25 protein-coding genes are annotated in these 24,878 nt (G+C 69.0%); 13 read left to right on the forward strand and 12 right to left on the reverse strand.

Going from position 1 to position 24,878, the window contains the following annotated elements; all coding sequences use genetic code 11:
* Positions 1–114 precede the first annotated feature (114 nt).
* Both ACUTAG_RS16365 and adh read right to left on the reverse strand, forming a co-directional pair.
* Positions 115–492, reverse strand: a complete 378-nt coding sequence (locus tag ACUTAG_RS16365; RefSeq protein WP_024067524.1) for a DUF779 domain-containing protein — start codon at positions 490–492, stop codon at positions 115–117.
* A gap of 89 nt (positions 493–581) precedes the next feature.
* Positions 582–2,111, reverse strand: coding sequence for an aldehyde dehydrogenase (gene adh, locus ACUTAG_RS16370; protein WP_006384406.1), 1,530 nt, complete (start codon positions 2,109–2,111; stop codon positions 582–584).
* 228 nt (positions 2,112–2,339) lie between these two features.
* Here adh and ACUTAG_RS16375 point away from each other — a divergent pair, with 228 nt between their 5' ends.
* Positions 2,340–4,223: a sigma-54-dependent Fis family transcriptional regulator gene (locus tag ACUTAG_RS16375; protein WP_148317708.1), complete on the forward strand. Its 1,884-nt coding sequence runs from the start codon at positions 2,340–2,342 to the stop codon at positions 4,221–4,223.
* A 22-nt stretch (positions 4,224–4,245) separates the two neighbouring features.
* Here the strand turns inward: ACUTAG_RS16375 and trpC are convergent, their stop codons facing one another.
* From trpC to rpe, 6 genes are all read right to left on the reverse strand, one after another.
* Positions 4,246–5,034 carry an indole-3-glycerol phosphate synthase TrpC gene (gene trpC, locus ACUTAG_RS16380; RefSeq protein WP_020925475.1) on the reverse strand — a complete coding sequence of 263 codons (789 nt, stop codon included), beginning with the start codon at positions 5,032–5,034 and terminating at the stop codon, positions 4,246–4,248.
* Positions 5,031–6,062 (reverse strand): anthranilate phosphoribosyltransferase, encoded by a 1,032-nt coding sequence (gene trpD / locus ACUTAG_RS16385; RefSeq protein ID WP_006386729.1) that lies wholly within the window; start codon positions 6,060–6,062, stop codon positions 5,031–5,033. Before trpD ends, trpC begins: the two co-directional genes overlap by 4 nt.
* Positions 6,063–6,074: 12 nt before the next feature.
* Positions 6,075–6,641, reverse strand: a complete 567-nt coding sequence (locus ACUTAG_RS16390) for an aminodeoxychorismate/anthranilate synthase component II (protein ID WP_006392505.1) — start codon at positions 6,639–6,641, stop codon at positions 6,075–6,077.
* 59 nt (positions 6,642–6,700) lie between these two features.
* Positions 6,701–8,221, reverse strand: a complete 1,521-nt coding sequence (gene trpE / locus ACUTAG_RS16395) for an anthranilate synthase component I (protein ID WP_024067527.1) — start codon at positions 8,219–8,221, stop codon at positions 6,701–6,703.
* A gap of 273 nt (positions 8,222–8,494) precedes the next feature.
* Positions 8,495–9,202: a phosphoglycolate phosphatase gene (locus ACUTAG_RS16400; protein WP_020925473.1), complete on the reverse strand. Its 708-nt coding sequence runs from the start codon at positions 9,200–9,202 to the stop codon at positions 8,495–8,497.
* A gap of 11 nt (positions 9,203–9,213) precedes the next feature.
* Positions 9,214–9,933: a ribulose-phosphate 3-epimerase gene (rpe, locus tag ACUTAG_RS16405; RefSeq protein ID WP_006386733.1), complete on the reverse strand. Its 720-nt coding sequence runs from the start codon at positions 9,931–9,933 to the stop codon at positions 9,214–9,216.
* Between the two features lie 45 nt (positions 9,934–9,978).
* Between rpe and apaG the strand changes: the two genes are divergently transcribed.
* The 5 genes from apaG (at position 9,979) to ACUTAG_RS16430 (ending at position 14,854) form a co-directional block, all read left to right on the forward strand.
* Positions 9,979–10,353, forward strand: coding sequence for a Co2+/Mg2+ efflux protein ApaG (gene apaG / locus ACUTAG_RS16410; protein WP_006386734.1), 375 nt, complete (start codon positions 9,979–9,981; stop codon positions 10,351–10,353).
* A 41-nt stretch (positions 10,354–10,394) separates the two neighbouring features.
* Positions 10,395–11,696 (forward strand): murein transglycosylase A, encoded by a 1,302-nt coding sequence (mltA, locus tag ACUTAG_RS16415; protein ID WP_026385138.1) that lies wholly within the window; start codon positions 10,395–10,397, stop codon positions 11,694–11,696.
* The gene (locus ACUTAG_RS16420; protein ID WP_026385139.1) at positions 11,693–12,862 is read left to right on the forward strand and encodes a UbiH/UbiF family hydroxylase; all 1,170 of its coding nucleotides are present in this window, start codon (positions 11,693–11,695) and stop codon (positions 12,860–12,862) included. Before mltA ends, ACUTAG_RS16420 begins: the two co-directional genes overlap by 4 nt.
* Before the next feature lie 207 nt (positions 12,863–13,069).
* Positions 13,070–13,834 carry a DsbC family protein gene (locus ACUTAG_RS16425; RefSeq protein WP_370445593.1) on the forward strand — a complete coding sequence of 255 codons (765 nt, stop codon included), beginning with the start codon at positions 13,070–13,072 and terminating at the stop codon, positions 13,832–13,834.
* Between the two features lie 63 nt (positions 13,835–13,897).
* A complete protein-coding gene (locus tag ACUTAG_RS16430; RefSeq protein ID WP_026385140.1) occupies positions 13,898–14,854 on the forward strand; it encodes a D-2-hydroxyacid dehydrogenase family protein in 957 nt (318 codons plus the stop codon).
* A 121-nt stretch (positions 14,855–14,975) separates the two neighbouring features.
* Here the strand turns inward: ACUTAG_RS16430 and ttcA are convergent, their stop codons facing one another.
* Positions 14,976–15,992, reverse strand: coding sequence for a tRNA 2-thiocytidine(32) synthetase TtcA (ttcA, locus tag ACUTAG_RS16435; protein WP_054446277.1), 1,017 nt, complete (start codon positions 15,990–15,992; stop codon positions 14,976–14,978).
* Positions 15,993–15,994: 2 nt separating this feature from the next.
* On the reverse strand, positions 15,995–16,354 hold the full coding sequence (folB, locus tag ACUTAG_RS16440) for a dihydroneopterin aldolase (RefSeq protein WP_006386740.1): 360 nt from the start codon (positions 16,352–16,354) through the stop codon (positions 15,995–15,997).
* 122 nt (positions 16,355–16,476) lie between these two features.
* On the opposite strand from folB, the gene ACUTAG_RS16445 reads away from it, so the two are divergent.
* Positions 16,477–17,379, forward strand: a complete 903-nt coding sequence (locus ACUTAG_RS16445; RefSeq protein ID WP_058665400.1) for an NAD(P)/FAD-dependent oxidoreductase — start codon at positions 16,477–16,479, stop codon at positions 17,377–17,379.
* 78 nt (positions 17,380–17,457) lie between these two features.
* Here ACUTAG_RS16445 and pcaD read toward each other — a convergent pair whose 3' ends face one another.
* A complete protein-coding gene (pcaD, locus tag ACUTAG_RS16450; RefSeq protein WP_054446279.1) occupies positions 17,458–18,258 on the reverse strand; it encodes a 3-oxoadipate enol-lactonase in 801 nt (266 codons plus the stop codon).
* A gap of 153 nt (positions 18,259–18,411) precedes the next feature.
* Between pcaD and ACUTAG_RS16455 the strand changes: the two genes are divergently transcribed.
* On the forward strand, positions 18,412–19,338 hold the full coding sequence (locus ACUTAG_RS16455; protein WP_148317706.1) for a LysR family transcriptional regulator: 927 nt from the start codon (positions 18,412–18,414) through the stop codon (positions 19,336–19,338).
* A 55-nt stretch (positions 19,339–19,393) separates the two neighbouring features.
* On the opposite strand, the gene ACUTAG_RS16460 is transcribed toward ACUTAG_RS16455, so the two are convergent.
* Entirely contained in the window at positions 19,394–20,155 is a 762-nt protein-coding gene (locus ACUTAG_RS16460; protein ID WP_006392519.1) for a maleate cis-trans isomerase family protein, read from the reverse strand.
* Between the two features lie 126 nt (positions 20,156–20,281).
* On the opposite strand from ACUTAG_RS16460, the gene ACUTAG_RS16465 reads away from it, so the two are divergent.
* The 5 genes from ACUTAG_RS16465 (at position 20,282) to ACUTAG_RS16485 (ending at position 24,667) form a co-directional block, all read left to right on the forward strand.
* The gene (locus ACUTAG_RS16465) at positions 20,282–21,163 is read left to right on the forward strand and encodes a LysR substrate-binding domain-containing protein (RefSeq protein ID WP_020925464.1); all 882 of its coding nucleotides are present in this window, start codon (positions 20,282–20,284) and stop codon (positions 21,161–21,163) included.
* A gap of 133 nt (positions 21,164–21,296) precedes the next feature.
* Positions 21,297–22,265 carry a Bug family tripartite tricarboxylate transporter substrate binding protein gene (locus tag ACUTAG_RS16470; protein ID WP_020925463.1) on the forward strand — a complete coding sequence of 323 codons (969 nt, stop codon included), beginning with the start codon at positions 21,297–21,299 and terminating at the stop codon, positions 22,263–22,265.
* Entirely contained in the window at positions 22,266–22,931 is a 666-nt protein-coding gene (locus ACUTAG_RS16475; RefSeq protein WP_148317704.1) for a 3-oxoacid CoA-transferase subunit A, read from the forward strand. It abuts the gene before it with no gap.
* 1 nt (position 22,932) lies between these two features.
* Positions 22,933–23,637, forward strand: coding sequence for a 3-oxoacid CoA-transferase subunit B (locus ACUTAG_RS16480; RefSeq protein WP_006386758.1), 705 nt, complete (start codon positions 22,933–22,935; stop codon positions 23,635–23,637).
* A 37-nt stretch (positions 23,638–23,674) separates the two neighbouring features.
* Positions 23,675–24,667, forward strand: coding sequence for a tripartite tricarboxylate transporter substrate binding protein (locus ACUTAG_RS16485; RefSeq protein ID WP_148317702.1), 993 nt, complete (start codon positions 23,675–23,677; stop codon positions 24,665–24,667).
* Positions 24,668–24,878: the final 211 nt, after the last annotated feature.

Below are 24,878 nucleotides of genomic sequence, written 5' to 3' on the forward strand. Positions count from 1 at the left end.
GTGTCGTTTCAGTGGCGACAACAGGAGACCGCTGGCGCCGAGCCGGCCGCCAAGGGCGGCGGGCCGCGGCGTTCCTGACGCCCCGCCCGCGGCAGGCCGCGCGAAGCGCCGGTCTCAACCGCGCGTGACCGGCGCCACGGCGGCCCATTCCTCGTCCGAATACAGCCGCGAGCGCAGCAGGAAGCGCTTGCCCTCGGCGCTGTCGAGCGAGAACGCGCCGCCGCGTCCGGGCACGGCGTCGATGATGAGCTGGGTGTGCTCCCAATACGCGAACTGGTCTTCGCCCATGTAGAACGGGCAGCCCTCCAGTTCGCCCAGCAGCACGTCCGAGCCGCCGACCATGAACTCGCCCTGCGCGTAGCACATGGGCGAACTGCCGTCGCAGCAGCCGCCCGACTGGTGGAACATCAGCGGGCCATGCTTGGCGCGCAGGGTGTCGATCAGCGCGCGCGCCGCGTCGGTGGCGACCACGCGCGGGGTGGGTCCTGGCATGATGCAGCTCCCGCGACGCCACCCTGGCCCGCGACGGGCCGGCCCGGTATGGGCCGGCGCGACACGGACCGGCGGGCGCCGCCCGTGGGTCAGAAGAAACCCAGTTTCTTGGGCGAGTAGCTCACCAGCAGGTTCTTGGTCTGCTGGTAGTGGTTGAGCATCATCTTGTGGTTCTCGCGGCCGATGCCCGACTGCTTGTAGCCGCCGAACGCCGCATGCGCGGGATAGGCGTGGTAGCAGTTGGTCCAGACCCGGCCGGCCTTGATGGCGCGGCCCATGCGATAGCAGGTGTTGGCGTCGCGCGACCAGACGCCCGCGCCCAGGCCATAGAGCGTGTCGTTGGCCAGCGCCAGCGCGTCGTCGGCGTCCTTGAACGTGGTCACCGCCACCACCGGGCCGAAGATCTCTTCCTGGAACACGCGCATCTTGTTGTGGCCCTTGAAGACGGTGGGCTGCACGTAATAGCCGCCTTCGAGCGCGCCCGGCAACTGCGCGCGCGCGCCGCCGGCCAGCACCGCCGCGCCCTCCTGCTTGCCGATGTCCAGGTACGACAGGATCTTTTCCAACTGCTCGGTGGACGCCTGCGCGCCCAGCATGGTGTCGCCGTCCAGCGGGTTGCCCTGCTTGATCTCGGCCACGCGCTTGAGCGCGCGTTCCATGAACCTGTCGTAGAGCGATTCCTGGATCAGCGCGCGGCTGGGGCAGGTGCAGACCTCGCCCTGGTTCAGCGCGAACATGACGAAGCCCTCGATGGCCTTGTCGAGGAAGTCGTCGTCCTGCGCCGCCACGTCGGCAAAGAAGATGTTGGGCGACTTGCCGCCCAGTTCCAGCGTCACCGGGATGATGTTCTGCGAGGCGTACTGCATGATCAGGCGGCCGGTGGTGGTCTCGCCGGTGAAGGCGATCTTGGCGATGCGCTTGCTGGAGGCCAGCGGCTTGCCCGCTTCCAGGCCGAAGCCGGTGACCACGTTGACCACGCCCGGCGGCAGCAGGTCGCCGATCAGTTCCATCAGCAGCAGGATGCCCAGCGGCGTCTGCTCGGCCGGCTTGAGCACCACGCAGTTGCCCGCGGCCAGCGCCGGCGCCAGTTTCCATGCCGCCATCAGGATGGGGAAGTTCCACGGGATGATCTGGCCGACCACGCCCAGCGGTTCATTGAAGTGATACGCCACGGTGTCGTGGTCGATCTCCGACAGCCCGCCTTCCTGGCTGCGGATGCACGAGGCGAAGTAGCGGAAGTGGTCGATCGCCAGCGGGATGTCGGCGGCGCGGGCCTCGCGGATCGGTTTGCCGTTGTCCCAGGTTTCCGCGGTGGCCAGGCGTTCGAGATTGGCTTCCATCACGTCGGCGATGCGCATCAGGATCTGCGCGCGTTCGGCGGCGGGGGTCGCTCCCCATTTGGGCGCGGCGCGGTGCGCGGCGTCCAGCGCCAGCTCGATGTCGCGCTCTTTCGAGCGGGCGTTGCGGGTCAGCACCTGGCCGGTGACCGGCGTGACGTTGTCGAAGTATTCGCCGTCGGCGGGCGCCTGCCATTTGCCGTCGATGAAGTTGTCGTACTGCGTCCTGAGGTCCAGGCGCGTGCCATAGGATTCGGGGGTGACGCGGGTCGCGATGTCCATGCTTGTCTCCGTATAGGTCGGTGTAACGGCAGTCGGGTGCCTGTTCCAGATCAAGCAAACCGCGTGCCATGTGTGGGGACGCGGCTGGACAAGCGCGCTTGCCGCGTGCGAAAGTACCTTTCCACGCGCCGGCAAGGGGCGTGGGCGGCGGTTCGCCGCTACCGGGTGTCGCGTTTCGCGACACTGTCGCGGAACAGGTGTCGCAGAACACCGTCCAAGGAGACACGCATGGCCACTCAATCCCGTTGGCAGTCGCTGACGCACGCGCGCCAGCTGTTCAACCAGCAAGGCGTCGTGCCTGGCGGGCTGGTCGCCGAGCCCATCCTGCGCTCCTGGCGTCGCTGCGCCGACCTGGGTATCGACATGCGCGGCGCGCGCCGCGCGGAACCCATGACCGCCGCCGAATTGCGCGAGGCGCGCCAGCGCAATGAAGCCTTGCGGCGGATGTCCGAGCCGGCCATGTCCTTGCTGCGCCGCGAAGGCGGCAGCGACGGGCTGGTGATCCTGTCGGATGCGCAAGGCCTGGTGCTGGACAGCGACGGCGACATCGATTTCGCGCAGCGCGCCTCGCGGGTCGCCCTGATGCCCGGCGCGCCGTGGGACGAGGCGGCCGCCGGCACCAACGCCATCGGCACCGCGCTGGTGGAAGGCCGGCCCATCATCGTCGACGGCGCCGAACACTACTTCGAGCCGAATCGCATCCTGACCTGCGCCGCGGTGCCCATCACCGACAGCGAAGGCCGCATGCTGGGCGTGCTGGATCTGTCCAGCCCCGCGCGCGAAGTGCGGCCGGACGTGCTGGCGCTGGTGCGCGCGGCGGTCGACCTGATCGAACACCAGCTGTTCGATGCCGCCCATGAGCCCTGCGCCGTGCTGCGCCTGCACCCCGACCGGTCCGGGCTGGGCACGCCGGCCGAAGCCCTGCTGGCCTTTCATGGCGACCTGCTGGTGGGCGCCAACCGTCGCGCCATGCAGGCGTTGGGCCTGGCGGCCACGGCGCTGGGCGTCTATCGCTACGCCGACCTGTTCGACGGCGACCTGGACCATGCGCCCGACGCGGCCGGGCGCGTGCATGCCCGTGGCGGCGCCGCCTACCACGCCCGGCTGCGCCTGCCCCGTTCTCGCGCGCCGGTCGCGCCGCCGCCGTCGCTGCGCCTGCCGGCCCCGTCGGCGTTACCGGCGCCGATCGCGCGCGGTGATACCGCCAGCTTCGACGCCGCCACCTTGGGCGCGCTGGCGCGGGCGGTGCACCTGTCGGATGCGGGCGTGTCGATCCTGTTGCAGGGCGAGACCGGCGCCGGCAAGGAGGTCTTCGCGCGCCAGCTGCATGCGCGCAGCCGCCGCGCCGCCGGCCCGTTCGTGGCGGTCAATTGCGCCGCGCTGCCCGAAAGCCTGATCGAATCGGAATTGTTCGGCTACGAGGACGGCGCCTTCACCGGCGCGCGCCGCCAGGGCAGCAAGGGCCTGCTGCGGCAGGCGCACGGCGGCGTGCTGTTCCTGGACGAGATCGGCGACATGCCGCTGGCGCTGCAGTCGCGCCTGCTGCGCGTGCTGCAATCGCGCGAGGTGTCGCCGCTGGGCGCGGCCCGGCCGGTGCCGGTGGATTTCACCTTGGTGTGCGCCACCCATCGGCCGCTGGCGCATGAAGGCGTGGATGCCCCGGTACGCGCCGACCTGTATTTCCGCATTGCCGAATACACCGTGACCCTGGCGCCGCTGCGCCAACGCGCCGACCTGCGCGAATTGCTGCGCGCGCAATGGGCCGCGCAGGGCCCGGGCCCGGTGTTGCCGGCCGGGATCGAGGAAACGCTGGTGCGCTATGCCTGGCCGGGCAACTATCGGCAGCTGGCGGCGGTGCTGCGCACCTTGCATGTGCTGGCGGGCGCGTCAGGCGTGGTCGAACACGACATGCTGCCGGCGGACATCCGTGGCGCACCCGCACAGCCGTCCGCGCCGCCGGTGGCCAGCCTGCAGGCGATGGCCGACGACGCGATCCGCGCGGCGCTGGCCGCGCACGGGGGCAATGTCAGCGCCGCGGCGCGCGCGCTCGGCGTGCATCGCAGCACCTTGTACCGGCGCGCGGCGGCGCTGGGGCTGGCGCGTCCACACTGAACACGCCGCGCGGCGGTGCGGCTCAGCCGACCAGGCGCGCCAGTTCGGCGCCCGGGTCCGGGGCGCGCATGAAGGCCTCGCCCACCAGGAAGGCATCGACCTTGTGTTCGCGCATGCGCCGGACGTCCTGCGGCGTGAGGATGCCGCTTTCGGTGACGACGCGCTTGCCGGCTGGGATGCGCGGCAACAGGTCCAGCGTGTTCTGCAGGCTGGTCTCGAAGGTGCGCAGGTTGCGGTTGTTGATGCCCAGCAGCGGCGTCTTGAGCGTCAGCGCCACGTCCAGTTCCTGGGCGTCATGCACTTCCACCAGCACGTCCATGCCGAGTTCCATCGCCAGCGTTTCCATCTCGCGCAATTGCGTCGGCGTCAACGCGGCCACGATCAGCAGCACGCAGTCGGCGCCCATCGCGCGGGCGGCGATGATCTGGTAGGGATCGATCACGAAGTCCTTGCGCAGCACCGGCAGCGAGCACGCGGCGCGCGCCTGGCGCAGGTGGTCGTGCGAGCCCTGAAAGAACTGTACGTCGGTCAGCACCGACAGGCAGGCCGCGCCATGCACGGCATACGTGGAGGCGATTTCAGCGGGCTGAAAGGTCTCGCGCAACACGCCCTTGGACGGCGAGGCTTTCTTGATTTCGGCGATCACGCCGGCCTTGCCCTGCGAGATCTTGTCTTCGATGGCCTGGGCGAAGCCGCGCACGTCCTGGCGCGCCTGCGCTTCGCGCAGGACTTCGGCTTCGCTGCGCATCTGGCGCGCGGCGGCGACTTCCTCGACCTTGACGGCGAGGATTTTCGCGAGAATATCGTTCATTTCTGGAATTTCCGGGTATATGCGCAGAAATCTTCCAGCTTGGCTCGCGCCGCGCCGGTGGAAATCAGTTCAAATGCTAGCGCTAACGCTGCGGGAATGGAATCGGCTTTATTGCCGGCGTAGATGGCGAGGCCCGCATTGAGCGCGACGATGTCGCGGGCGGTGCCCTCGACATTGTCCAGCGCCTCTATGACAAGCTCGCGCGACTGTTCGCGATTGGACACCTTGATGCCGCGGTTGGACATCATGGATAGCCCGTAGTCCTCGGGGTGGATTTCGTACTCGCTGACCTTGCCGTCCTTGAGCTCGCCCACCATGGTGGCGCCGCCCAGCGAGGCTTCGTCCATGCCGTCCTTGCCATGCACCACCAGCACGTGGCGCGAGCCCAGGCGTTCCAGCACGCGCACCTGGATGCCGACCAAGTCGGGGTGGAACACGCCCATCAACTGGTTGGCGGCGCCGGCCGGGTTGGTCAGCGGGCCGAGGATGTTGAAGATGGTGCGCACCGCCAGTTCCTTGCGCACCGCGGCCACGTTCTTCATGGCGCCGTGGTGCGCCGGCGCGAACATGAAGCCGATGCCGGTGGCCTGGATGCATTCCGCCACCTGTTCGGGGGTCAGCACCAGGTTGGCGCCCAGCGCTTCCAGCACGTCGGCGCTGCCGCTCGACGAGGACGCGCTGCGGTTGCCGTGCTTGGCGATCGGCACGCCGGCCGCCGCCGCCACGAACATGGCGGTGGTGGAGATGTTGAAGGTGTGGCTGCCGTCGCCGCCGGTGCCGCACATGTCCAGCAGGTCTTCGGGGTTGGGGGTGACCACCGGCGTGGCGAATTCGCGCATGACCTGCGCGGCCGCGGTGATTTCACCCACCGTTTCCTTTTTCACGCGCAGGCCCATCAGCAAGGCGCTTGCGATCTGCGGCGACATTTCGCCGCGCATCAGCATGCGCATCAGATGCAGCATTTCGTCGTGGAAAATTTCGCGGTGTTCGATACAGCGCGTCAGCGCTTCGGAGGGGGAGATCGTCACGGTGCGTCCTTCTTAGGCGAGGTTCAGGAAATTGCGCAGCAGGGCGTGGCCGTGTTCGCTGAGCACGGATTCGGGGTGGAACTGTACTCCGTACAGGGGCAGCGTCTTGTGGCGCACGCCCATGATGTCGCCGTCCGGCGCCGTGGCGGTCACGGCCAGGCACTCGGGCAGCGTCGCCGGGTCGATGGTCAGCGAGTTGTAGCGGATGACAGTGTACGGCGTCGGCAGGCCGGTGAAGATGTCCGTCCCGGTATGCGAGATGCGCACGGTCTTGCCGTGCATGATCTGCTGGGCGCGGACGATGTTGCCGCCATAGGCGGCGCCGATGGCCTGGTGGCCCAGGCACACGCCCAGGATCGGCTTCTTGCCGGCGAAGGCCTGGATGACGGGCACCGAGATGCCGGCCTCGGCCGGCGAGCACGGGCCGGGCGACACGCAGATGCGGTCGGGGTTGAGCGCGGCGATCTCTTCCAGGGTGATCTGGTCGTTGCGCGCCACGCGCACATCCTCGCCCAGTTCACCGAAGTACTGGACCAGGTTGTAGGTAAACGAGTCGTAGTTGTCGATCATCAACAGCATTTTTTTCTCCAGGCGGGCCGATTCGCGGCCCGGGGCGGTCATGGGGGGCGGCGGGCGTCTCAGATGGGCTCGTCCAGGCCGTGCTGGACCTGCTCGGCGGCGCGCAGCACGGCGCGGGCCTTGGCCTCGGTCTCGGCCCATTCGGCTTCGGGGTTGGAGTCGGCGACGATGCCGGCGGCGGCCTGCACGTACAGCGTGCCGTCCTTGATGACGCCGGTGCGGATGGCGATGGCCACGTCCATTTCGCCGCCGTAGCTGAGGTAGCCGGCCGCGCCGCCGTAGATGCCGCGGCGCACGGGCTCGAGCTCGTCGATGATCTTCATGGCCTCGACCTTGGGCGCGCCGGTCAGTGTGCCGGCCGGGAACGAGGCGCGCAGCACGTCCATGCTGCTCATGCCCGGGTTGAGGTTGCCGGTGACGTTGGACACCAGGTGCATGACGTGCGAATAGCGCTCGATCACCATGGTGTCGCTGACCTTGACCGACCCCACCTCGGCGACGCGGCCGACGTCGTTGCGGGCCAGGTCGATCAGCATCACGTGCTCGGCCACTTCCTTGGGGTCGGCCTTGAGCTCGGCGGCCAGGGCGGCGTCCTCCTCGGGCGTGGCGCCGCGCTTGCGGGTGCCGGCCAGCGGGCGGATGGTGACCTGCGACTTGGGCGCCCCGTCCACCACCACGCGCTCCTGGCGCACCAGGATCTCGGGCGAGGCGCCCACCACCTGGAAGTCACCGAAGTTCCAGAAGTACATGTAGGGGGAGGGATTGAGCGACCGCAGGGCGCGGTAGAGGGAGAGGGGGGAGTCGCGGAAGGGCTTGGCGATGACCTGGCCGATCTGCACCTGCATCAGGTCGCCGGCGGCGATGTGTTCCTTGGCGCGGTGCACGGCCGCCAGGTAGTCTTCCTTCTTGAAGTCACGCCGCTCTTCGGTCTGCATGCTGGCGTGGCTGTAGGGGATTTCCACCGGGCGTCGCAGGCGCGCGCGCAGGTCGTGCAGGCGCTGCTGGGCGCGGCTGTAGCTTTCGGGCTGGCCCGGATCGGCGTAGACCATCAGGTAGATGCGGCCTGCCAGGTTGTCGACGATGACCAGTTCGTCCACGTGCATCAGCATCAGGTCGGGCGTGCCGCCTTCCATGCCGGCGGGGAACGGCTTGACGGCGGGGCCCAGGCACGGTTCGATGTGGCGCACGGTGTCGTAGCCGAAGTAGCCGGCCAGGCCGCCGCAGAAGCGCGGCATGCCGGGGCGCAGGGCCACCTTGAAACGGGCCTGGTACTGCTCGATGAAGGCCAGCGGGTCGCCGTCGTGGGTTTCCACCACCTTGCCGTCGTGCAGCACCTCGGTGCGGGTGCCGCTGGCGCGGATCACGGTACGGGCCGGCAGGCCGATGAAGGAATAGCGGCCGAAGCGCTCGCCGCCCACCACCGATTCCATCAGGCAGGTCATGCGGCCGGCCTGCGGGCCGGCATGGGCCAGCTTCAGGTAGATGCCCAGCGGGGTGTCCAGGTCGGCGTAGGTCTCGGCCACCAGCGGGATGCGGTTGTAGCCTTGGGCGGCGAGGGCTTTGAATTCGATTTCGGTCATGTCGGTCTCGGGGCGATGGGTATCTGCTGGGGACCGGGCACACAACAAAAAGCCCGGTCCAGGTTACTGGTTCCGGGCTTGGCTCTGTGTTCTACACAGTATCGGCGCTGGGAGGCGGGGACGCGTCCAGGGCCGGGAAGGGAATCATCGCCACCCGGAAGACAAACGCCACCAGCGCCACGAGGCGCCGAGCATTTGGTTCTGGATGGAAACGTTCATCAGGTGATAGCGGTTCGATGTTCAAGTGTGCCGTCAAGGGCGCGGACCCCGGCTTCAGGCCTGGGCTTTCGCGGCGTTCTGGTTTTGATTCCAGAGCTCCACCCACTGGGCGGCGTTGACGAGCGTGTCCACTATACCATCGACATCGAGCTCGCGCACGTCACGGCCTTCGTTGTAACCATACGGCACCACCAGCACCTGGGTGCCGGCGCTGCGGCCGGCCTGGGCGTCGTTGATGGAATCGCCGATGGTGACGGCCTCGGCCACCGTCACGCCCAGCAGTTCGCAGGCGTGCAGCACCTGGTCGGGGTCGGGTTTGCGGCGGGCGCAGGTGTCGCCGCACACCACCGCGTCGAAAAACCCGGCCAGGCCGGTGCGTTGCAGCAGCGGCAGGGTGAATTCGGTGGGCTTGTTGGTGACCACGGCCAGTTTCAGGCCCTGCTCGCGCATGTGCTTAAGGCCCTCGATGACGCCCGGGTAGACCTGGGCGCGTTCGCCGTTGACCAGGTGGTAGTGGCGGTAGAAGGCCTCGCGCGCCCGGGCAAAGTCCTCGGGCGACGGGTCGGCGGCGTCCAGGCTGCCAGCCAGGCTGCGGCGCACCAGGTTGTCCACCCCCTTGCCGACGAAGGTGGCCACGACATCCTCGCGCAGCGCGATCATGCCGAGTTCCACGCGCATGGCGTTGGCCGCGAAGGCCAGGTCGGGGATGGAGTCGAGCAGGGTGCCGTCCAGGTCCAGCAGCGCGGCGCGAAAGGGAGTCATGGCGGGGTTCCTCAGACGGCGGTGGTTTCGCCGATGGCGATCTGCTCGCGCATGGACTTGATGATGCCGGGGTAGTCGGGCTTGCCGAAGATGGCCGAGCCGGCCACGAAGGTGTCGGCGCCGGCGCGGCGGATTTCGGCGATGTTGTCGATCTTCACGCCGCCGTCCACCTGCAGCACGATTTCGTGGCCGCCGGCCTGGGTCCAGGCGTCGATGCGGGCGCGGGCCTCGCGCAGCTTGGCCAGCGCGCCGGGGATGAAGCTCTGGCCGCCGAAGCCGGGGTTGACCGACATGATCAGCACCAGGTCGACCTTGTCCATGACGTGGTCCAGGTACGACAGGGGCGTGGCGGGGTTGAACACCAGGCCGGCCTTACAGCCGTTCTCGCGGATCAGCGACAGGGTGCGGTCGACGTGGCGGCTGGCTTCGGGGTGGAAGCTGATGTAGTTGGCGCCGGCCTTGGCGAACATCGGCACCAGGGCGTCCACCGGCTCCACCATCAGGTGCACGTCGATCGGCACGGAAACATGGGGACGGATCGCCGCGCAGACCATCGGGCCGATAGTCAGGTTGGGCACGTAGTGGTTGTCCATCACATCGAAATGGATCCAGTCGGCGCCGGCGGCGACGACGTCACGCACTTCCTCGCCCAGGCGGGCGAAGTCGGCGGACAGGATGCTGGGGGTGATGCGGGTGGTGGTAGACATGGCGTTCGGGGTGGGTGAAGGCATAATGTGCCATTATTGCAGCTTGCTCGTGCCACACAGGAAAGGACTGTGAAACCCTACGACCTGAGCGTCTCTGTCACTCCGCGCTTCGTGCCTGAACAGTCCGATCCCGGCGAACAGCAATACGTGTTCGCCTATACCGTGCGCATCACCAATACCGGGGAGCATCCGGCCCAGGTGATCAGCCGCCACTGGATTATCACCGATGGCAACCAGCGCGTGCAGGAAGTGCGCGGGCTGGGCGTCGTGGGCCAGCAGCCCCTGCTGGCGCCCGGCGAGACCTTCGAATACACCAGCGGCTGCCCCCTGCCCACGCCGGTCGGCACGATGCGCGGCACCTATCATTGCGTCGGCGAGAACGGCATTCCGTTCGAAGTGCCGATATCCGAATTCGTCCTGGCCATGCCGCGCACCCTGCACTGACGCGGGGCGCGGCCATACGTTGTACGGTTTTCCATCTGCTCATGAAGCGCATTCTTAGCCTGTCCGTGCTGTCGGCCCTGCTGGCGGCATGTACCACCACCTCAGAGATCCCGCCCGAATCCGGTGAACCCGGCGTTTCCGGTGCCCGCCCCGCGGCCGTCGACGGTCCGCTGGTGGTGCCGGCGCTGTCGGCCCTGCCCGATACGCCGCCGCGCGCCCTGGCCGGCAAATACAAGGCCGGCACATGGGCCGAGATGCCGGGCTGGAGCAGCGATGACCTGGCCCAGTTCTGGCCCCTGTTCCTGCGCAACTGCAAGGGGCTGATGCGCCCGACCAGCGGCAACCTGGCCGCTCCCGCCCGCGCCACCCCGCGCGCCTGGCAGCCGGTCTGTGCCGCCGCGGCCGATCCGGCCCGGGCGCCCGCCGCCAACGACGCCGAGGGCGTGCGCCGCTTCCTGCAGACCTACCTGCAACCCTGGCGCCTGAACGCGGCCGACGGCAAGCCGGCCGCCAATACCGTCACCGGCTATTACGAGCCGCTGGTGCGCGGTTCGCGCCGCCAGGGCGGCAACTACCAATGGCCGCTGTACGCGGTGCCGGCCGACCTGCTGACCATCGACCTGGGCTCGGTCTATCCGGAACTGGCCGGCAAGCGCGTGCGCGGCAAGCTCGACGGCAAGCGCGTGGTGCCCTATGACACCCGCGCGGCCATCGAGTCGACCGGCCGCCGCCCGCCGGTGGTGGTGTGGGTCGACGACCCGGTCGACAACTTCTTCCTGCAGGTGCAGGGCTCGGGCCGCGTGCTGCTGACCGACGGCCCCGACAGCGGCAAGACCATCCGCGTGGCCTATGCCGACCACAACGGGCAGCCCTACGTGTCCATCGGCCGCTGGCTGGCGGACCGCGGCGAGCTGTCGGCCGACCAGGCCTCGATGCAGAACATCCGCGCCTGGGCGCAGCGCAATCCCAAGCGCGTGCCCGAGATGCTCAACGCCAACCCGGCCGTGGTGTTCTTCCGCGAAGAGCCGGTGATCGATCCCGAGCTCGGCCCCAAGGGCGCCTATGGCGTCAACCTGGCCCCGCGGCGGGCGATCGCGGTGGATGCCGGTTTCGTGCCGCTGGGCACGCCGGTGTTCCTGGCCACCACCTTCCCGGCCTCCGACCGGCCGTTGCAACGCCTGGTGTTCGCCCAGGACACGGGCACCGCCATCCGCGGCGCGGCGCGCGCCGACTTCTACTGGGGCTACGGCGACGAGGCCGGCCAGCAGGCCGGACGCATGAAGCAACGCGGCCAGATGTGGCTGCTGTGGCCGAAGCAGGCCGGGGAGCCGAGCGCAAGATGACACACCAGATCGTGGTTTGCGGGGCCGGCATCGTCGGCCTGTCCTCGGCCCTGGCGCTGGCCCGCCGCGGCCAGCGCGTGGCCCTGTTGGCGCCGCGCACGACCGTGCCACCGGCGGATCCCAACCATTACCACGCGCGCGTCTACGCCATCTCGCCCGCCAGCCAGCGTTTCCTGGCCGAGCTGGGCGTGTGGGACGCGCTGCCGTCGGCCCGCTTGACGCCGGTGCAGGCCATGGAGATCCATGGCGACGCCGATGGCCTGGTACACCTGAACGCCTGGCAGGCGGCCCTGCCGCAACTGGCCTGGATCGTCGAGTCCGGCGAGATCGAGCGGGTGCTGATCCAGGCGGTGCGCATGTTCGGCATCCCCTGGTTGGAAGACCGCTGCACCGGCTACCAGGCCGGCGCCATCGAAACCGAGAGCGGCGCCCGCATCCAGGCCGAGCTGTTCGTCGGCGCCGATGGCGCCGCTTCGCCGTTGCGCACCGCCGCCGGCCTCAAGCACGACGCCGTGTCCTACCACGACACCGGGCTGGTGGTGAACCTGGACGCCGAGCGCGCCCACCAGGGCACCGCCTTCCAGTGGTTCCGCGACGACGGCGTGCTGGCGCTGCTGCCGCTGCCGGACACGGCCGACGGCCCGCAGGTATCGATGGTCTGGTCGATGCGCGACGCGCAGGCGCGGGAATTGCTGGCCTTGCCCGCGGATGCGCAGGCGGCCCGCCTGGAATCGCTGTTGGAACATGCGGCCCAGGGCCGCCTGGGACGCCTGAAGGTGCGCAGCAAGCTGCATGGCTTTCCGCTGACGCTGGAGCGTGCCCAGATGGTGGCGCCCGGCATTGCGCTGGCCGGCGACGCCGCCCACCGGCTGCACCCGCTGGCCGGGCAGGGCCTGAACCTGGGGCTGGGCGACGTCGAGGCGCTGGCCCGCACCGTGGCCGGACGCGAACCCTACCGCCAGGCGGGCGACCTGCGGGTGCTGCATCGCTACCAGCGCGCCCGCGCCGAGCCGGTGCTGGCCTTGCGGCTGGCCACCGACGGGCTGCACAAGCTGTTCGGTTCGCATGCCACGCCGCTGGTGTGGTTGCGCAATGCCGGCATGCATTGGGTCGAGCGGGTCCCGCTGGTCAAGCGGCGCCTGATCGCCGGGGCCTCTACGAATTGAATCGCATCGGCCCGCGCCGGTCGATGCACTGACGCCGCCGGCCCGGCACGGAACCCGCAGGGCGCCGGGGGGTCTGATTCCGGCAAGCCCCCAGCCAGTCCCTTTCGTCGGATCGGTTACGCTTTCGGCCAACGAGGGCGATACGTCACGCTAAATACAGGAGTCCCCATGAATTTCCGTTTTTCCGCCACGCTGGCCGCCTGCTTCATGGCTGCGGGCCTGGGCCTGTCCGCCAGCGCTCAAGCGCAGGCAACGGGCGACAAGGCCGTTTCCACCAGCACGGTCGGCCAGGCGGGCAAGGGCAGCAAGAGCTATTCCACCACCCAGGTGGCGCCCGCCGATCCCGTGGCGGATGCGGTCAAGGAACGTTTCAGGCAGCGCTTCACCGGCATGGACGTGACCGCCGTGCGCCGCACGCCCTACGGGCTGTTCGAGGTGCAATTGGGCATGGACCTGATCTACACCGATGAAAAGGTGACCTGGGTGATGGAAGGCCCGCTGATCGACGCCATGACGCGCCGCGACGTCACCCGCGAGGCGCAGGAAAAGCTCGGTTCCATCCCGTTCGACCAGTTGCCGCTGGACCTGGCCATCAAGCAGGTCAAGGGCGACGGCTCGCGCAAGGTCGCGATCTTCGAGGACCCCAACTGCGGTTACTGCAAGCAGTTGCGCAAGACGCTCGAAGACGTCGACAACATCACCGTCTACACCTTCCTGTACCCGATCCTGTCGCCCGACTCCAACGTCAAGGTGCGTGACGTCTGGTGCTCGGCGGACCCGGGCAAGGCGTGGGATGACTGGATGCTGCGCGGCCAGAAGCCGGCCACCGCCAATTGCAGCGTGCCCGAGGACAAGTTGCTGGCGCTGGGCAAGCAACTGATGGTGCGCGGCACGCCCACGATGTTCTTTGCCGACGGCTCGCGCACCAGCGGCGCGTTGCCGCTGGACCAACTCAAGGCACGACTGAACTGACCGGCGCGGGTCGCGCCGGCCGGGCGGCTGGCGCAGCGAGCGCCACGCCACCCGGAGACTAACTTGAAAATCGCAATACTCGACGATTACCACGACGTCGCCAAGCGCTACGCGGACTGGGGATCCCTCGGCGGCGACGCCGAAGTGCGGATCTTCAACAACTTCATTCCCGACGAGCAGGTCGAGGCCACGCTCGCACCGTTCGAGGTGATCGTGGCCATGCGCGAACGCACGCCGTTTCCCGCCGAGCGCATCCGCGCGCTGCCGAACCTGCGCCTGCTGGTCACCACCGGCATGCGCAACAACGCCATCGACATGCAGGCCTGCGCCGCGCAGGGCATCGTGGTCAGCGGCGCGCCCGGCAGCGCCGATGCCAACACCGCCACCGCCGAACTGGCCTGGGCCCACATCCTGGGGCTGTTCAAGCACCTGCCCGCCGAAGACGCCGCCATGCGTCGGGGCATGTGGCAGACCGGCATGCCCGAGCCCCTGGCCGGCAAGCGGCTGGGCGTGCTGGGACTGGGCAAGCTGGGTGCGGCGGTGGCCAAGGTCGGGCTGGCGTTCGGCATGGACGTGGTGGCCTGGAGCCCCAACCTGACCGACGAGCGCGCCGCCGAGGCGGGCGTCACGCGGGTCGACAAGCACGAGTTGTTCGGGACGTCCGACGTCGTCAGCCTGCACCTGATCCTGTCCGATCGCAGCCGCCACATCGTCGACGCCGCGGCGCTGGCCGCGATGAAGCCGACGGCCTACCTGGTGAACACGTCGCGCGCCGGCCTGGTGGACCAGGCGGCGCTGATGGACGCGCTGGTGAAGTTCCGCATCGCCGGCGCCGGCCTGGACGTGTATCCGGACGAGCCGCTGTCGCCCACCGACAGCGTGCGCGACCTGGACAACGTCATCCTGACGCCGCACCTGGGCTACGTCAGCCGCGAGAATTTCGAGGCCTTCTACCGCAACGCGCTGGAGGCCGTGAAGGCCTGGCGCGATGGCCAGCCGGTGCGGGTGCTGAACGGCTGAGCGCCAGGGGGGAGGCCCCCACGCCGCGCCTTCGGCTTGCTGCCCCCCAAGGGGGCGTTTTCATCTTGAGGCGGCTCGGCGATGAAAAGGGCCCCCACGCCGCGCGCGGACGGGGCGGCGCTCAGCCGCGCGTGAAGGTCACTTTCTTCTCGACGATGCCGGCCGGGTCGGGCGTGGCCGGCGTGTCGCCACAGGCCTCGTCCGCGTCATCCGACGGATCGACCGCGTCAAAGGCGGTGTCGCCGTTGGCGTCCGGCACGCCGGTCGGCTTGAGGCCGACGAAGTCGAACAGGTCGCGGTCCATCAGGTGCGACGGCACCACGCGCGACAGGGCGTTGAAGACGTTCCACGAGCGGCCCGGGTGCTGCCTGTCCCATTCCTTGATCATGCGGCCTACTTCCTTGCGCTTCAGGTTTTCCTGGGAGCCGCACAGGTTGCAGGGAATGATCGGGAACTGCTTGAGTTCGGCGTAGGCGATCAGGTCGGTTTCCGGCACGTAGGCGAGCGGGCGGATGACCGTGTGGCGGCCGTCGTCGGACACCAGCTTGGGCGGCATGCCCTTGGCCTTGCCGCCGTAGAACAGGTTCAGGAAGAAGGTGCCCAGGATGTCGTCGCGGTGGTGGCCGAGCGCGATCTTGGTGGCGCCCAGCTCCGAGGCCACGCGGTACAGGATGCCGCGGCGCAGGCGCGAACAGAGCGAGCACATCGTCTTGCCCTCTTCGAGCACGCGCGTGACGATGGAATAGGTATCCTGCGTCTCGATGTGGAACGGCACGCCCAGTTCGGTCAGGTAGCGCGGCAGGATGTCGGCCGGGAAGCCGGGCTGCTTCTGGTCGAGGTTGACCGCGACCAGCTCGAACGGGAACGGCGCGCGCTTTTGCAGCTGGAGCAGAATGTCCAGCATGGCGTACGAGTCCTTGCCGCCCGACAGGCACACCATGACGCGGTCGCCCGACTCGATCATGTTGTAGTCGGAAATGGCGCGGGTGGTCTCGCGCGCCAGGCGCTTGGTGAGCTTGTTGCCTTCGTGGCGGGCCTTCTTGTCGTCGGGCCGGGTCACGGAGACGGCGCCGGTCGGCGCCACCGCATCAGTGGAGTCCGCCACGGCGCGGATGTCGGGGGAGGCGATATCGTTCATGGTCAACGCGAGATCTGGATTTCCACGCCCACCGCCGCACAGTCGGAGAAGGCCATGGGCTTGCTGATGCGCAGGCGCAGCGAGCGGATTTCATGGAAGTCGGCCAACAGGCGCGCGGCGACTTGTTCCACCAGGGTTTCGATCAGGTTCACGTGCGCCTGGGTGCATTCCTCGACGATGGCCTCGCGCAGGCGGCGATAGTCCAGCACGCTGTGGATATCGTGGTCGTCGACCGCGCGCTGGATGTCGACGTCGAACTCGGCGTCGACGTGCAGCGGCTGGGTGGCGCGGCGTTCGTGTTCGAGGATGCCGATGCGGGCGTCGAGCGCGAGCCCGGAAAGGATGATGCGGCGTGTGGGCATGATGAAAACCTGGGTGGAATCCCGGAATTGTAAGGCGGCGGCGGACCGGGCCGGCGCGCTGGCTACAATCCGGCCATGGCCGGGCGCCCGCGCGGGGGCGGCGACGGCAAACAAGGGATGAAATGCAACAGATGCACGATGCGGTCATTGTAGGCGGCGGCCCGGCCGGCGCCTCCTGCGCCCTCTGGCTGGCCCGTCTGGGCCTGGCGCCGCTGCTGGTCGAGGCCAGCGGCCGCCTGGGCGGCCTGAGCGTGGACAACCCCTTCGCCGACGACTGGATCGCGGTGTTGCCCGGCATGACCGGCCAGCAGGTGGCCGCCAATATCGATACCAGCGTGCGCGCCGCCGGCGTGCCGCTGCGCCTGGACACCCGCGTGACGGCGGTGCGGCCCTGCAAGGGCGGCATCGAGGCGACCCTTTCCGACGCCAATGGGGACGTATCGCTGGCGCGCGGTCGCACCCTGGTGATCGCCTCGGGCGTGCGCGCCAAGGGCTTTCCGGAACATCCGCCGGGCGCCAGCTGGCCCGGCGTGTTGATCGGGCCGGGTTCGCCCATCGTGGCGCAGGATTACTCCGGCCTGTCGGTGGCGGTGCTGGGTGGGGGCGACAACGCCTTCGAAAACTACGTCTACGTGCGCAACCGCGGCGCCCGCGCCGTGCACCTGTACGCCCGCAGCGTGCGGGCGCAGCAGCAATGGGTGCTGCGCGCCGGCAAGGAAGGCGTGCGCATCGGCCCGTACCAGGTGGATCCGGCCACCCGCAGCGTCGACGGCCAGCGCTACGACCTGATCCTGGTGTTCTACGGCTGGGAGCCGCAGGCCGCGTTTGCCGACGGCCTGCAACTGGCGCGCGACGAGCGCGGCTACATCCGCACCGATTTCGCCACCGCCGAGACCAGCGTGCCGGACATCTACGCCATCGGCGAGGTGGCCCATCGCATGCATCCCTGCGTGGTCACGTCGATGGCCGATGGCGTGGTGGCGGCCAAGGCGATCCAGCGGCGCTGGGAACGGGCGGGGGAGTAGCTTCGCGTTCCCCCGGCCCTTGCAGGCCAGCCCTCGGTCCCCGGCGCGTTTCGTCCCCGGCACCGATCTGTCTTTTTTTCAGCGCGACAGCAGGAAGCCCAGCACCGCCTCGCGGAATTCATCGGGCCGCTCGATGTTGGACAGGTGCACCGCGTCCAGCAGCAGCCATTGCGCGCCCGGCACGGTCGCGGCGATCTGCTCGCCATGGCTGGCGGCGGTGACGGTGTCGTCGCGGCCCGCGATCACCAGTGTCGGTCGCGGGATCAGCGCAATGGTCCGGCGCAGGTCGGTGTCGCGCACGGCCGCGAATGCGCCCGCCAGGCCGTGCCGGTCGGTATTGAGCAGCATGTCGCGGAAGGCGTCGATCACCGGCCCGCCGGCGCGCAGCATCTCGGCCGGGAACCAGTTGGCCAGAAACGTCTCGGCGGTGTCCTTCATGTCCGGCGCCCGCAGCGTGGTGGCGATACGCTCGTCCCATTGCGGCGCGGGGCCGAGATAGGGCGACGTGTTGGCCAGGATCAGGCGGTCGATGCGTTCTGGCGCATGCACGCCCAGCCACTGGCCCATGATGCCGCCCAGCGACAGGCCGAGGAAGTGGGCCCGCGCCACGCCCAGCGCGTCGAACAGTTCGAGCACGTCGCGGCCGAGTCGGTCCAGCGAGTAGGGGCCTGCCGGCACGCTGGAAGCGCCGTGGCCGCGGGTGTCAAAGCGCAGTACGCGGAAGTGGCGCGCGAGCGCCGGCACCAGGTCGTCCCACATGTGCAGCGTGGTGCCGATGGAATTGGACAAGGCCAGCACCGGCAGACCGGCGTCGCCGTCCCAGCGGTAGGCGATGCGGGCGCCGTCGCCCGTGGTGATGAAGGGAATGTTGTCTTGCATGATGAGCGTCCTGTGTGAGGGAGAGGGCCTCGGGGCGGATGTCGCGCTCATCTGCCGGGCCGGCTACGTTGGAACAACGTGAACGGGATCGTAGTTGCGGCCAGGCGCCAAAGAAATTACAAAGTTCGCACAGACATTGTAGGAATTTCCGACATGAGCGAATTTACCTTGCACGACCTGCAGTGCTTTGACGCGGTGGTGCGCGAGGGCGGCTTCCAGGCGGCGGCGGAAACACTGCATCGCTCGCATCCCGCGGTCTTCGCGGCGGTCGCCAAGCTGGAGCGGCAGCTCGACCTGCAACTGCTCGACCGGGGCGGCTACAGGGTGAAGCCCACCCCGGCGGGCCAATCGTTTCATCGGCGCGCCCAGGCCTTGCTGCGCGAACTGGCCGGCCTGCGCGCGCATGCCGAGCAGTTGTCCATGGGCCAGGAAAGCGAACTGAACGTGGTGATCGGCGACTTCTGCCCGCGCCCGCTGCTGCTGGGCCTGTTGGGAAAGTTCTTTGCGCAGTGGCCGGCCACGCGACTGAACCTGCATTTCGAAGCCGTGACCGGGCCTTGGGAACGATTGCTGGAAGGCGATGTTGACCTGATTCTGCATCGTATGGAAACGGGAGACGCGCGCGTCGAATGGCTTGACCTGGGCAGGGTGCCGTTCGTGCCCGTTGCCGCGCCCGGCTACCTGGCGCCGGCCAGGCGCGCCATGCGGCCCGAGGACCTGCGCGACTACACCCAGTGCGTGATGCGCGACACCGCGCGCCATGCGCCGGCGCGCGACTTCTTCATGATCGAGGGGGCGCGCCAGTGCACGGTCGCGGACCAGGTGATGAAGAAAGAAATCATCCTGCAAGGACTGGCATGGGGGCACATGCCGCGCTTCCTGGTGGAAGACGAATTGAGAGACGGCCGGCTGTGGTCGCTGGCGAATCGTCACCTGCCGGGCAGCACCGAGACGTTGGCGGCCGCGCGCCGCGCCGACCGGCCGCAGGGGCCGGTCATGACGCGCCTGTGGGACACGTTGCGCGCGCACGCGCCCGCCATCCGCCAGGCCGTGTCGCCGGCAAAAAAGCGCAAGCCCTGATCCCGCATCCGAAAGCCGCTTGCCCTGCCCGCTACACAGGGAGCGGCCGCACCGTTCAGTACTTGCCGGTCAGCAGTTCGCCGGCGTCGGGCACGCGCGTCTCCAGGTCCAGCACCTTGAGCATGCGGTAGACCGTGGCCGCGGCGGCCGTCACCACCGGCAGACCCAGGCGGTCCTGCACCGGCTGGATCGAAGCCAGCGACGGCATCTGCACGCAGGCCGACAGCACCACGGCGTCGACGCCGCGCGTATCCAGGCGCTCGACATGGCTGGCGGGCGCCATCGGATCCTGCGCGCCCACCTTCAGGTTGTCGGCGATCTCCAGCGACAGGCTGTCGTGCACTTCGATGCCTTCGTGCTCGATGTAGTCCACCACCAGCTTGGTCAGCGGCTTCATGTAGGGCGTCAGGATGGCGACCTTGCGCGCGCCGATGGCATGCAGGCCTTCGACCAGCGCGCCGGCGCTGGAGACGATGGGCGCGGGCGCGCCGTTGTCCACGGTGGCCTGATGCAGCCGTTCCTGCGAGGCGCGGTGGTAGCCCAGGCCCTGCGCCATGATGGCCACCAGGCAGGCATAGCCCAGCACGTCGACGCGGGCGTCCGACAGTTCCTGCGCGCAGCGGTCGGATTCGCGGTCCATCGAGGCCAGCTCGGCCGCCGTCACCTGCTTCATGCGCATGCGGCTGGAGTGGAAGGTGAAGCGTTCGGGCGCGATGGTCTCGCGCCGGCGCAGCATGGCGGGGATCTCCGTTTCCATGGTGGTGTTGGAACTGGGAACGATCTGGCCGATGCGCAGGACGCGGGGCGACTGGGTCATGGCGGGTCTCCGGTAGGCGTTGTCTGCGCCCGGGAGGGCGCGAGAAGCCGATTCTGCTCGCCGCGAACGATAGTTTCCAATATAGTTTTTGTCTGGTTTCATATATTTCGCAAATCATTGGCCGCCATGGAAATCCGCCAACTCCGTTATTTCGCCGTGCTGGCCGAAGAACTCAACTTCACCCGCGCTGCCGCCCGGCTGCATATTTCGCAGCCGCCGCTGAGCCTGCAGATCGCCCAGCTCGAACGCGAGCTGGAGGTCAAGCTGTTCGACCGCACCAACCGCCGGGTGGCCTTGACCGAGGCCGGCGCGGCGTTCCTGAATGACGTGCGCGCCACGCTCGCGGGCCTGAAGGACGCCACGGTGCGGGTGCGCGCGGTGGACCAGGGCAGGGCGGGGCGGGTCGAGATCGGCCTGTCCGGTTCGCATTTCATGGGGCCGGTGCCGGCGCTGATCGCGCGCCATGCCGCCAGCCATCCACAGGTCTCGGTGCTGCTCAACGAGATGAACCCGGCGGCGCAGCTGGAGGCGCTGCGCGGCCACCGCATCGACGTCAGCATCTCGCGCACAGCGGTCGACGACGACGAACTGCAATCGTTGGCGCTGTGGTCCGATCCGGTGGTGGCGGCGCTGCCCGCCGGTCATCGCCTGGCGAGACGCAAGCGCCTGGCCCTGGCCGACCTGGCGCGCGACGCATTCGTGATGCTGCGCACCGACACCTCGGCGTTCGCCCGCGAGCTGGCCGACACCTGCGCCCGCGCTGGCCTGGCGCAGTCGGTGGCGCAGCGCGTGGCCGAAGTGCCGGCGCAACTGGCGCTGGTGGCGGCAGGGCTGGGCGTGGCGCTGGTGCCGCAGTCGACCTGCGGTCACTTCGGCGCGCGCATCGCGGTGTGCGCGCTGCCGGCCGCGGTGGGCAGCGGCACGGTCTACGCGGTCACGCGGCGCGACGACGGCAACCGCGCGCTGCGGGCGTTCCTGCGCACGGCGGCGCAGATGGCGGCCCGCTGACACGGCGGGCGCGGCGCGCTCTTTTGCGCAGGCGAAGCCGCTCCTCCAGATTCCGGAATAGGCATTTCGCGGCATCGCGGCCACACTCCTTCGCACAAGTCGATCCGCACCAGGATCTCGCAGGGAGACAAGCATGCCGCACCCGCAACGCTGGCTGGCCGCCGGCGCGCTGTTGTTCGCCATGGCGGGGCCCGCCGTGGCGGCGTGGCCCGAACGGCCTCTCACCCTCATCGTGCCGGCATCTCCCGGCGGCACCACCGACATCGCGGCGCGCCTGATCGCCGACAAGCTGGCCGCGAAGCTGGGCCAGCAGGTCATCGTCGAGAACCGCGCCGGCGCCGCCGGCATCATCGGCGCGCAGACCCTGGCGCGCGCCAGGCCCGACGGCTACACGCTGCTGATGGGCAACATCGGCCCCAATGCCATCAACTACGCGCTCTACAAGACCTTGCCCTACAAGCCGGCCGACTTCGCGCCGGTGACGCGGGTGATTTCCGTGCCCAACGTGCTGGTGGTCAACGAAGCCTCGCCCGCGCGCAGCGTGGCCGACCTGCTGGCGCTGGCGAAGAAGGATCCGGGCCAGGTGTCGTTCGGCAGCTCGGGCAGCGGCCAGTCGCCGCACCTGTCGGCGGAACTGTTCAAGCAGCGCGCCGGCATCGGCGGCACTCACGTGCCCTACAAGGGCGCGGGCCCCGCGGTGGCCGCGCTGCTTGGGCAGCAGTTCACTTTCATGATCGACAACCTGCCCAGCTCCATGCCCTACATCCAGTCGGGCAAGCTGCGCGCATTGGCCGTCACCAGCGACCGGCGCCTGGCGGAATTGTCCGACGTGCCCACCATGGCCGAAGCTGGCGTGCCCGACATGGTGGTCACCGCCTGGTTCGGCCTGGTGGCGCCGGCCGGCACGCCCGCCGCCGTCATCGACGCGCTTTATGCCGCCACCCGCGATGTGGTGCGCAGCCCCGACGTCGCCGAGCGTTTTCGCGCCATGGGCGGGCAGGCCGGCGGCGACACGCCGGCCGAGTTCGCCGCCTTCATCGACCAGGAACGCGTCCGCTGGAAGCGGATCGTGGACGCCGCCGGCCTCGTCCAGGAGCAATAAGTGATCGACAAGATTCAGGCCTGCATGATGGACGCCGTGGCCATCATTCCCGATGGCGCCAGCGTGCTGGTGGGCGGCTTCGGCGAAGCCGGCGTGCCATGCGAGCTGCTGCACTGCCTGGCGGAACTGGGCCGGCGCGACCTGACCATCATTGCCAACAACGCCGGCACCTTTGACCGCGGCATCGCCGCGCTGCTCGATCGCCGCCAGGTGCGCAAGATCATCTGCTCGCATCCGCGCCCGCCCAATTCCGAGGCCTTCGCCCGCGCCTTCCGCGCCGGCGAGGTGGAACTGGAATGCGTGCCGCAAGGCACCCTGGCCGAACGCCTGCGCGCGGCCGGCGCGGGCCTGGGGCCGTTCTACACGCCCACCGGCTACGGCACCGAGCTGGCGCAAGGACGCCGCCAGGAAGTGATCGACGGCGTCGGCTACGTGCTGGAACAGCCGCTGCGCGGCGATTACGCGCTGATCCGCGCGCATCAGGGCGACCGCTGGGGCAACCTGATGTACCGCCACGCCGCGCGCAATTTCAACCCCGTGATGTGCATGGCCGCCGGCCATGCCATCGCCCAGGTCGACGAGGTCGTGCCGCTGGGCGCCTTCGCGCCCGAGCACATCATGACGCCCGGCCTGTTCGTGAAAACCGTGGTGCGGGTGGAGACCTGAAATGCCGACGATCACGCCCATGACCCGCCAGCAGGTCGCGCAATTGCTGGCCGGCGACATCCCGGATGGCTCGGTGGTCAACCTCGGCATCGGCATGCCGACCCTGGTCGGCGACTACCTGCCGCCCGACAAAGACATCCTCTTGCACAGCGAGAACGGCATCACCGGCATGGGGCCCGCCGCGGCCGGCGACGCCGTCGATCCGGACCTCATCAACGCCAGCCGCCAACCCATCACCCTGCTGCCGGGCGCGTCCATCACCGAACACACCGTGTCGTTCGCCATGATGCGCGGCGGCCACCTGGACTACGCCGTGCTCGGCGCCTTCCAGGTGTCGGAACGCGGCGACCTGGCCAACTGGAAAACCGATGCCGCCGACGCCATTCCCGCCGTGGGCGGCGCCATGGACCTGGCCGTCGGCGCGCGCCAGGTGCTGGCCATGATGGAACACCGCGGCCGCGACGGCGCGCCCAAGATCCTGCGCCAATGCCGCTACCCGCTTACCGGCGCCGGCGTGGTCACGCGCATCTACACCGACCTGGCCGTGATCGACGTCACGTCCGCCGGCCTGCGCGTGCACGCCATGCTGCAAGGCGTCAGCGCCGAGGCGCTGCAGGCCGCCACCGAAGCGCCCCTGCGGTTTACCGACACGCCATCGGTCATCGCGCTCGATGCCGCCGGCGCGCCGCGCTACGTCAGGGGCTGAGGCAACCCGCCCTGTCCGAGCCATCCCGGAGTCCGCCATGCACCGCCCCGTCCTAGCCGTCCTGGCAACCGCCAGCCTGTTGTTTGCCGCGGCGACCACCGTCCGCGCACAGCCCGCGGCGGCAGCACCCGCCGGCGCCTATCCCGACAAGCCGATTACGCTGCTGATCCCGTACCCGCCCGGCGGCAGCGCCGACATGCTGGCCCGCCCGCTGGGCGCGGCCTTGCAAAAGAAGTGGAACCAGCCCGTGGTGCTGGAGTACAAGCCGGGCGCCGGCGGCGCCATCGCCTCGGCCCAGTTGGCCCGCGCCAGGCCCGACGGCTACACCCTGCTGATGGTCCTGGCCGCCCACACCATCAACCCCAGCCTCTATCCCTCGCTGCCCTACGACACCCGGCGCGACTTCGCCCCGGTCTCGCTGGTCGCGACCCTGCCCATGCTGGTCTCGGCGCCGCTGTCCACGCCGGCGAACAGCATCTCCGAACTCATCGCCTACGCCAGGCAGCACCCCGGCAAGCTCAGCTTCGCCTCCGCCGGCAACGGCAACACCAGCCACCTGGCCGCCGAAATGTTCAAGCACCGCACCGGCACCGACATGCTGCACGTTCCCTACAAAGGCAGCGGCCCTGCTGTCGTCGCGTTGCTGGGCGGCGAGGTCTCGCTGATGTTCGACAGCATCTCCACCTCGCTCCCCCAAGTGCAGTCCGGCAAGCTCAAGGCCCTGGCCGTCACCGGCGAACACCGCTCCCCCTTGCTGCCCAACGTCCCCACCGTCGCCGAAGCCGTCCCCGGCTTCGTCGTCAACGGCTGGTACGGCATCCTGGCCCCCGCCAACACGCCGTCCGCCATCCTCGATACCCTCAGCACCGCCATCGCCGCCGCCATCAACACCCCCGACCTGAAGGCCCAACTGAATAGCTACGGCTACGAAACCGTAGGCTCCACCCCCGCCGCCTTCGCCGACCACATCAACAAGGAACTCGGCACCTGGAAACAAGCCGTCGAAGTCTCCGGCGCGAAGTTGAACTGACGCACACGCGAGAGCGTCATCACAAATCGCAAGACACCGCGTAAGCCGCAAAAGGCCGCCCGCGCGGCCGCCTTGCGGCGGGCCCCGCAAGACCCTCCCCACCCCACACCTAGACGGCAAAAACGCCAAGCAAACAGCCCACCCCAGCAACGGCAGTTAAGTCTCAACGCGCCTAAAGAACCCCACCGCCCCAATGCAAAAAGGGCCTTCC

The sequence above is a fragment of the Achromobacter sp. CSND-B12 genome, from assembly GCF_052906545.1.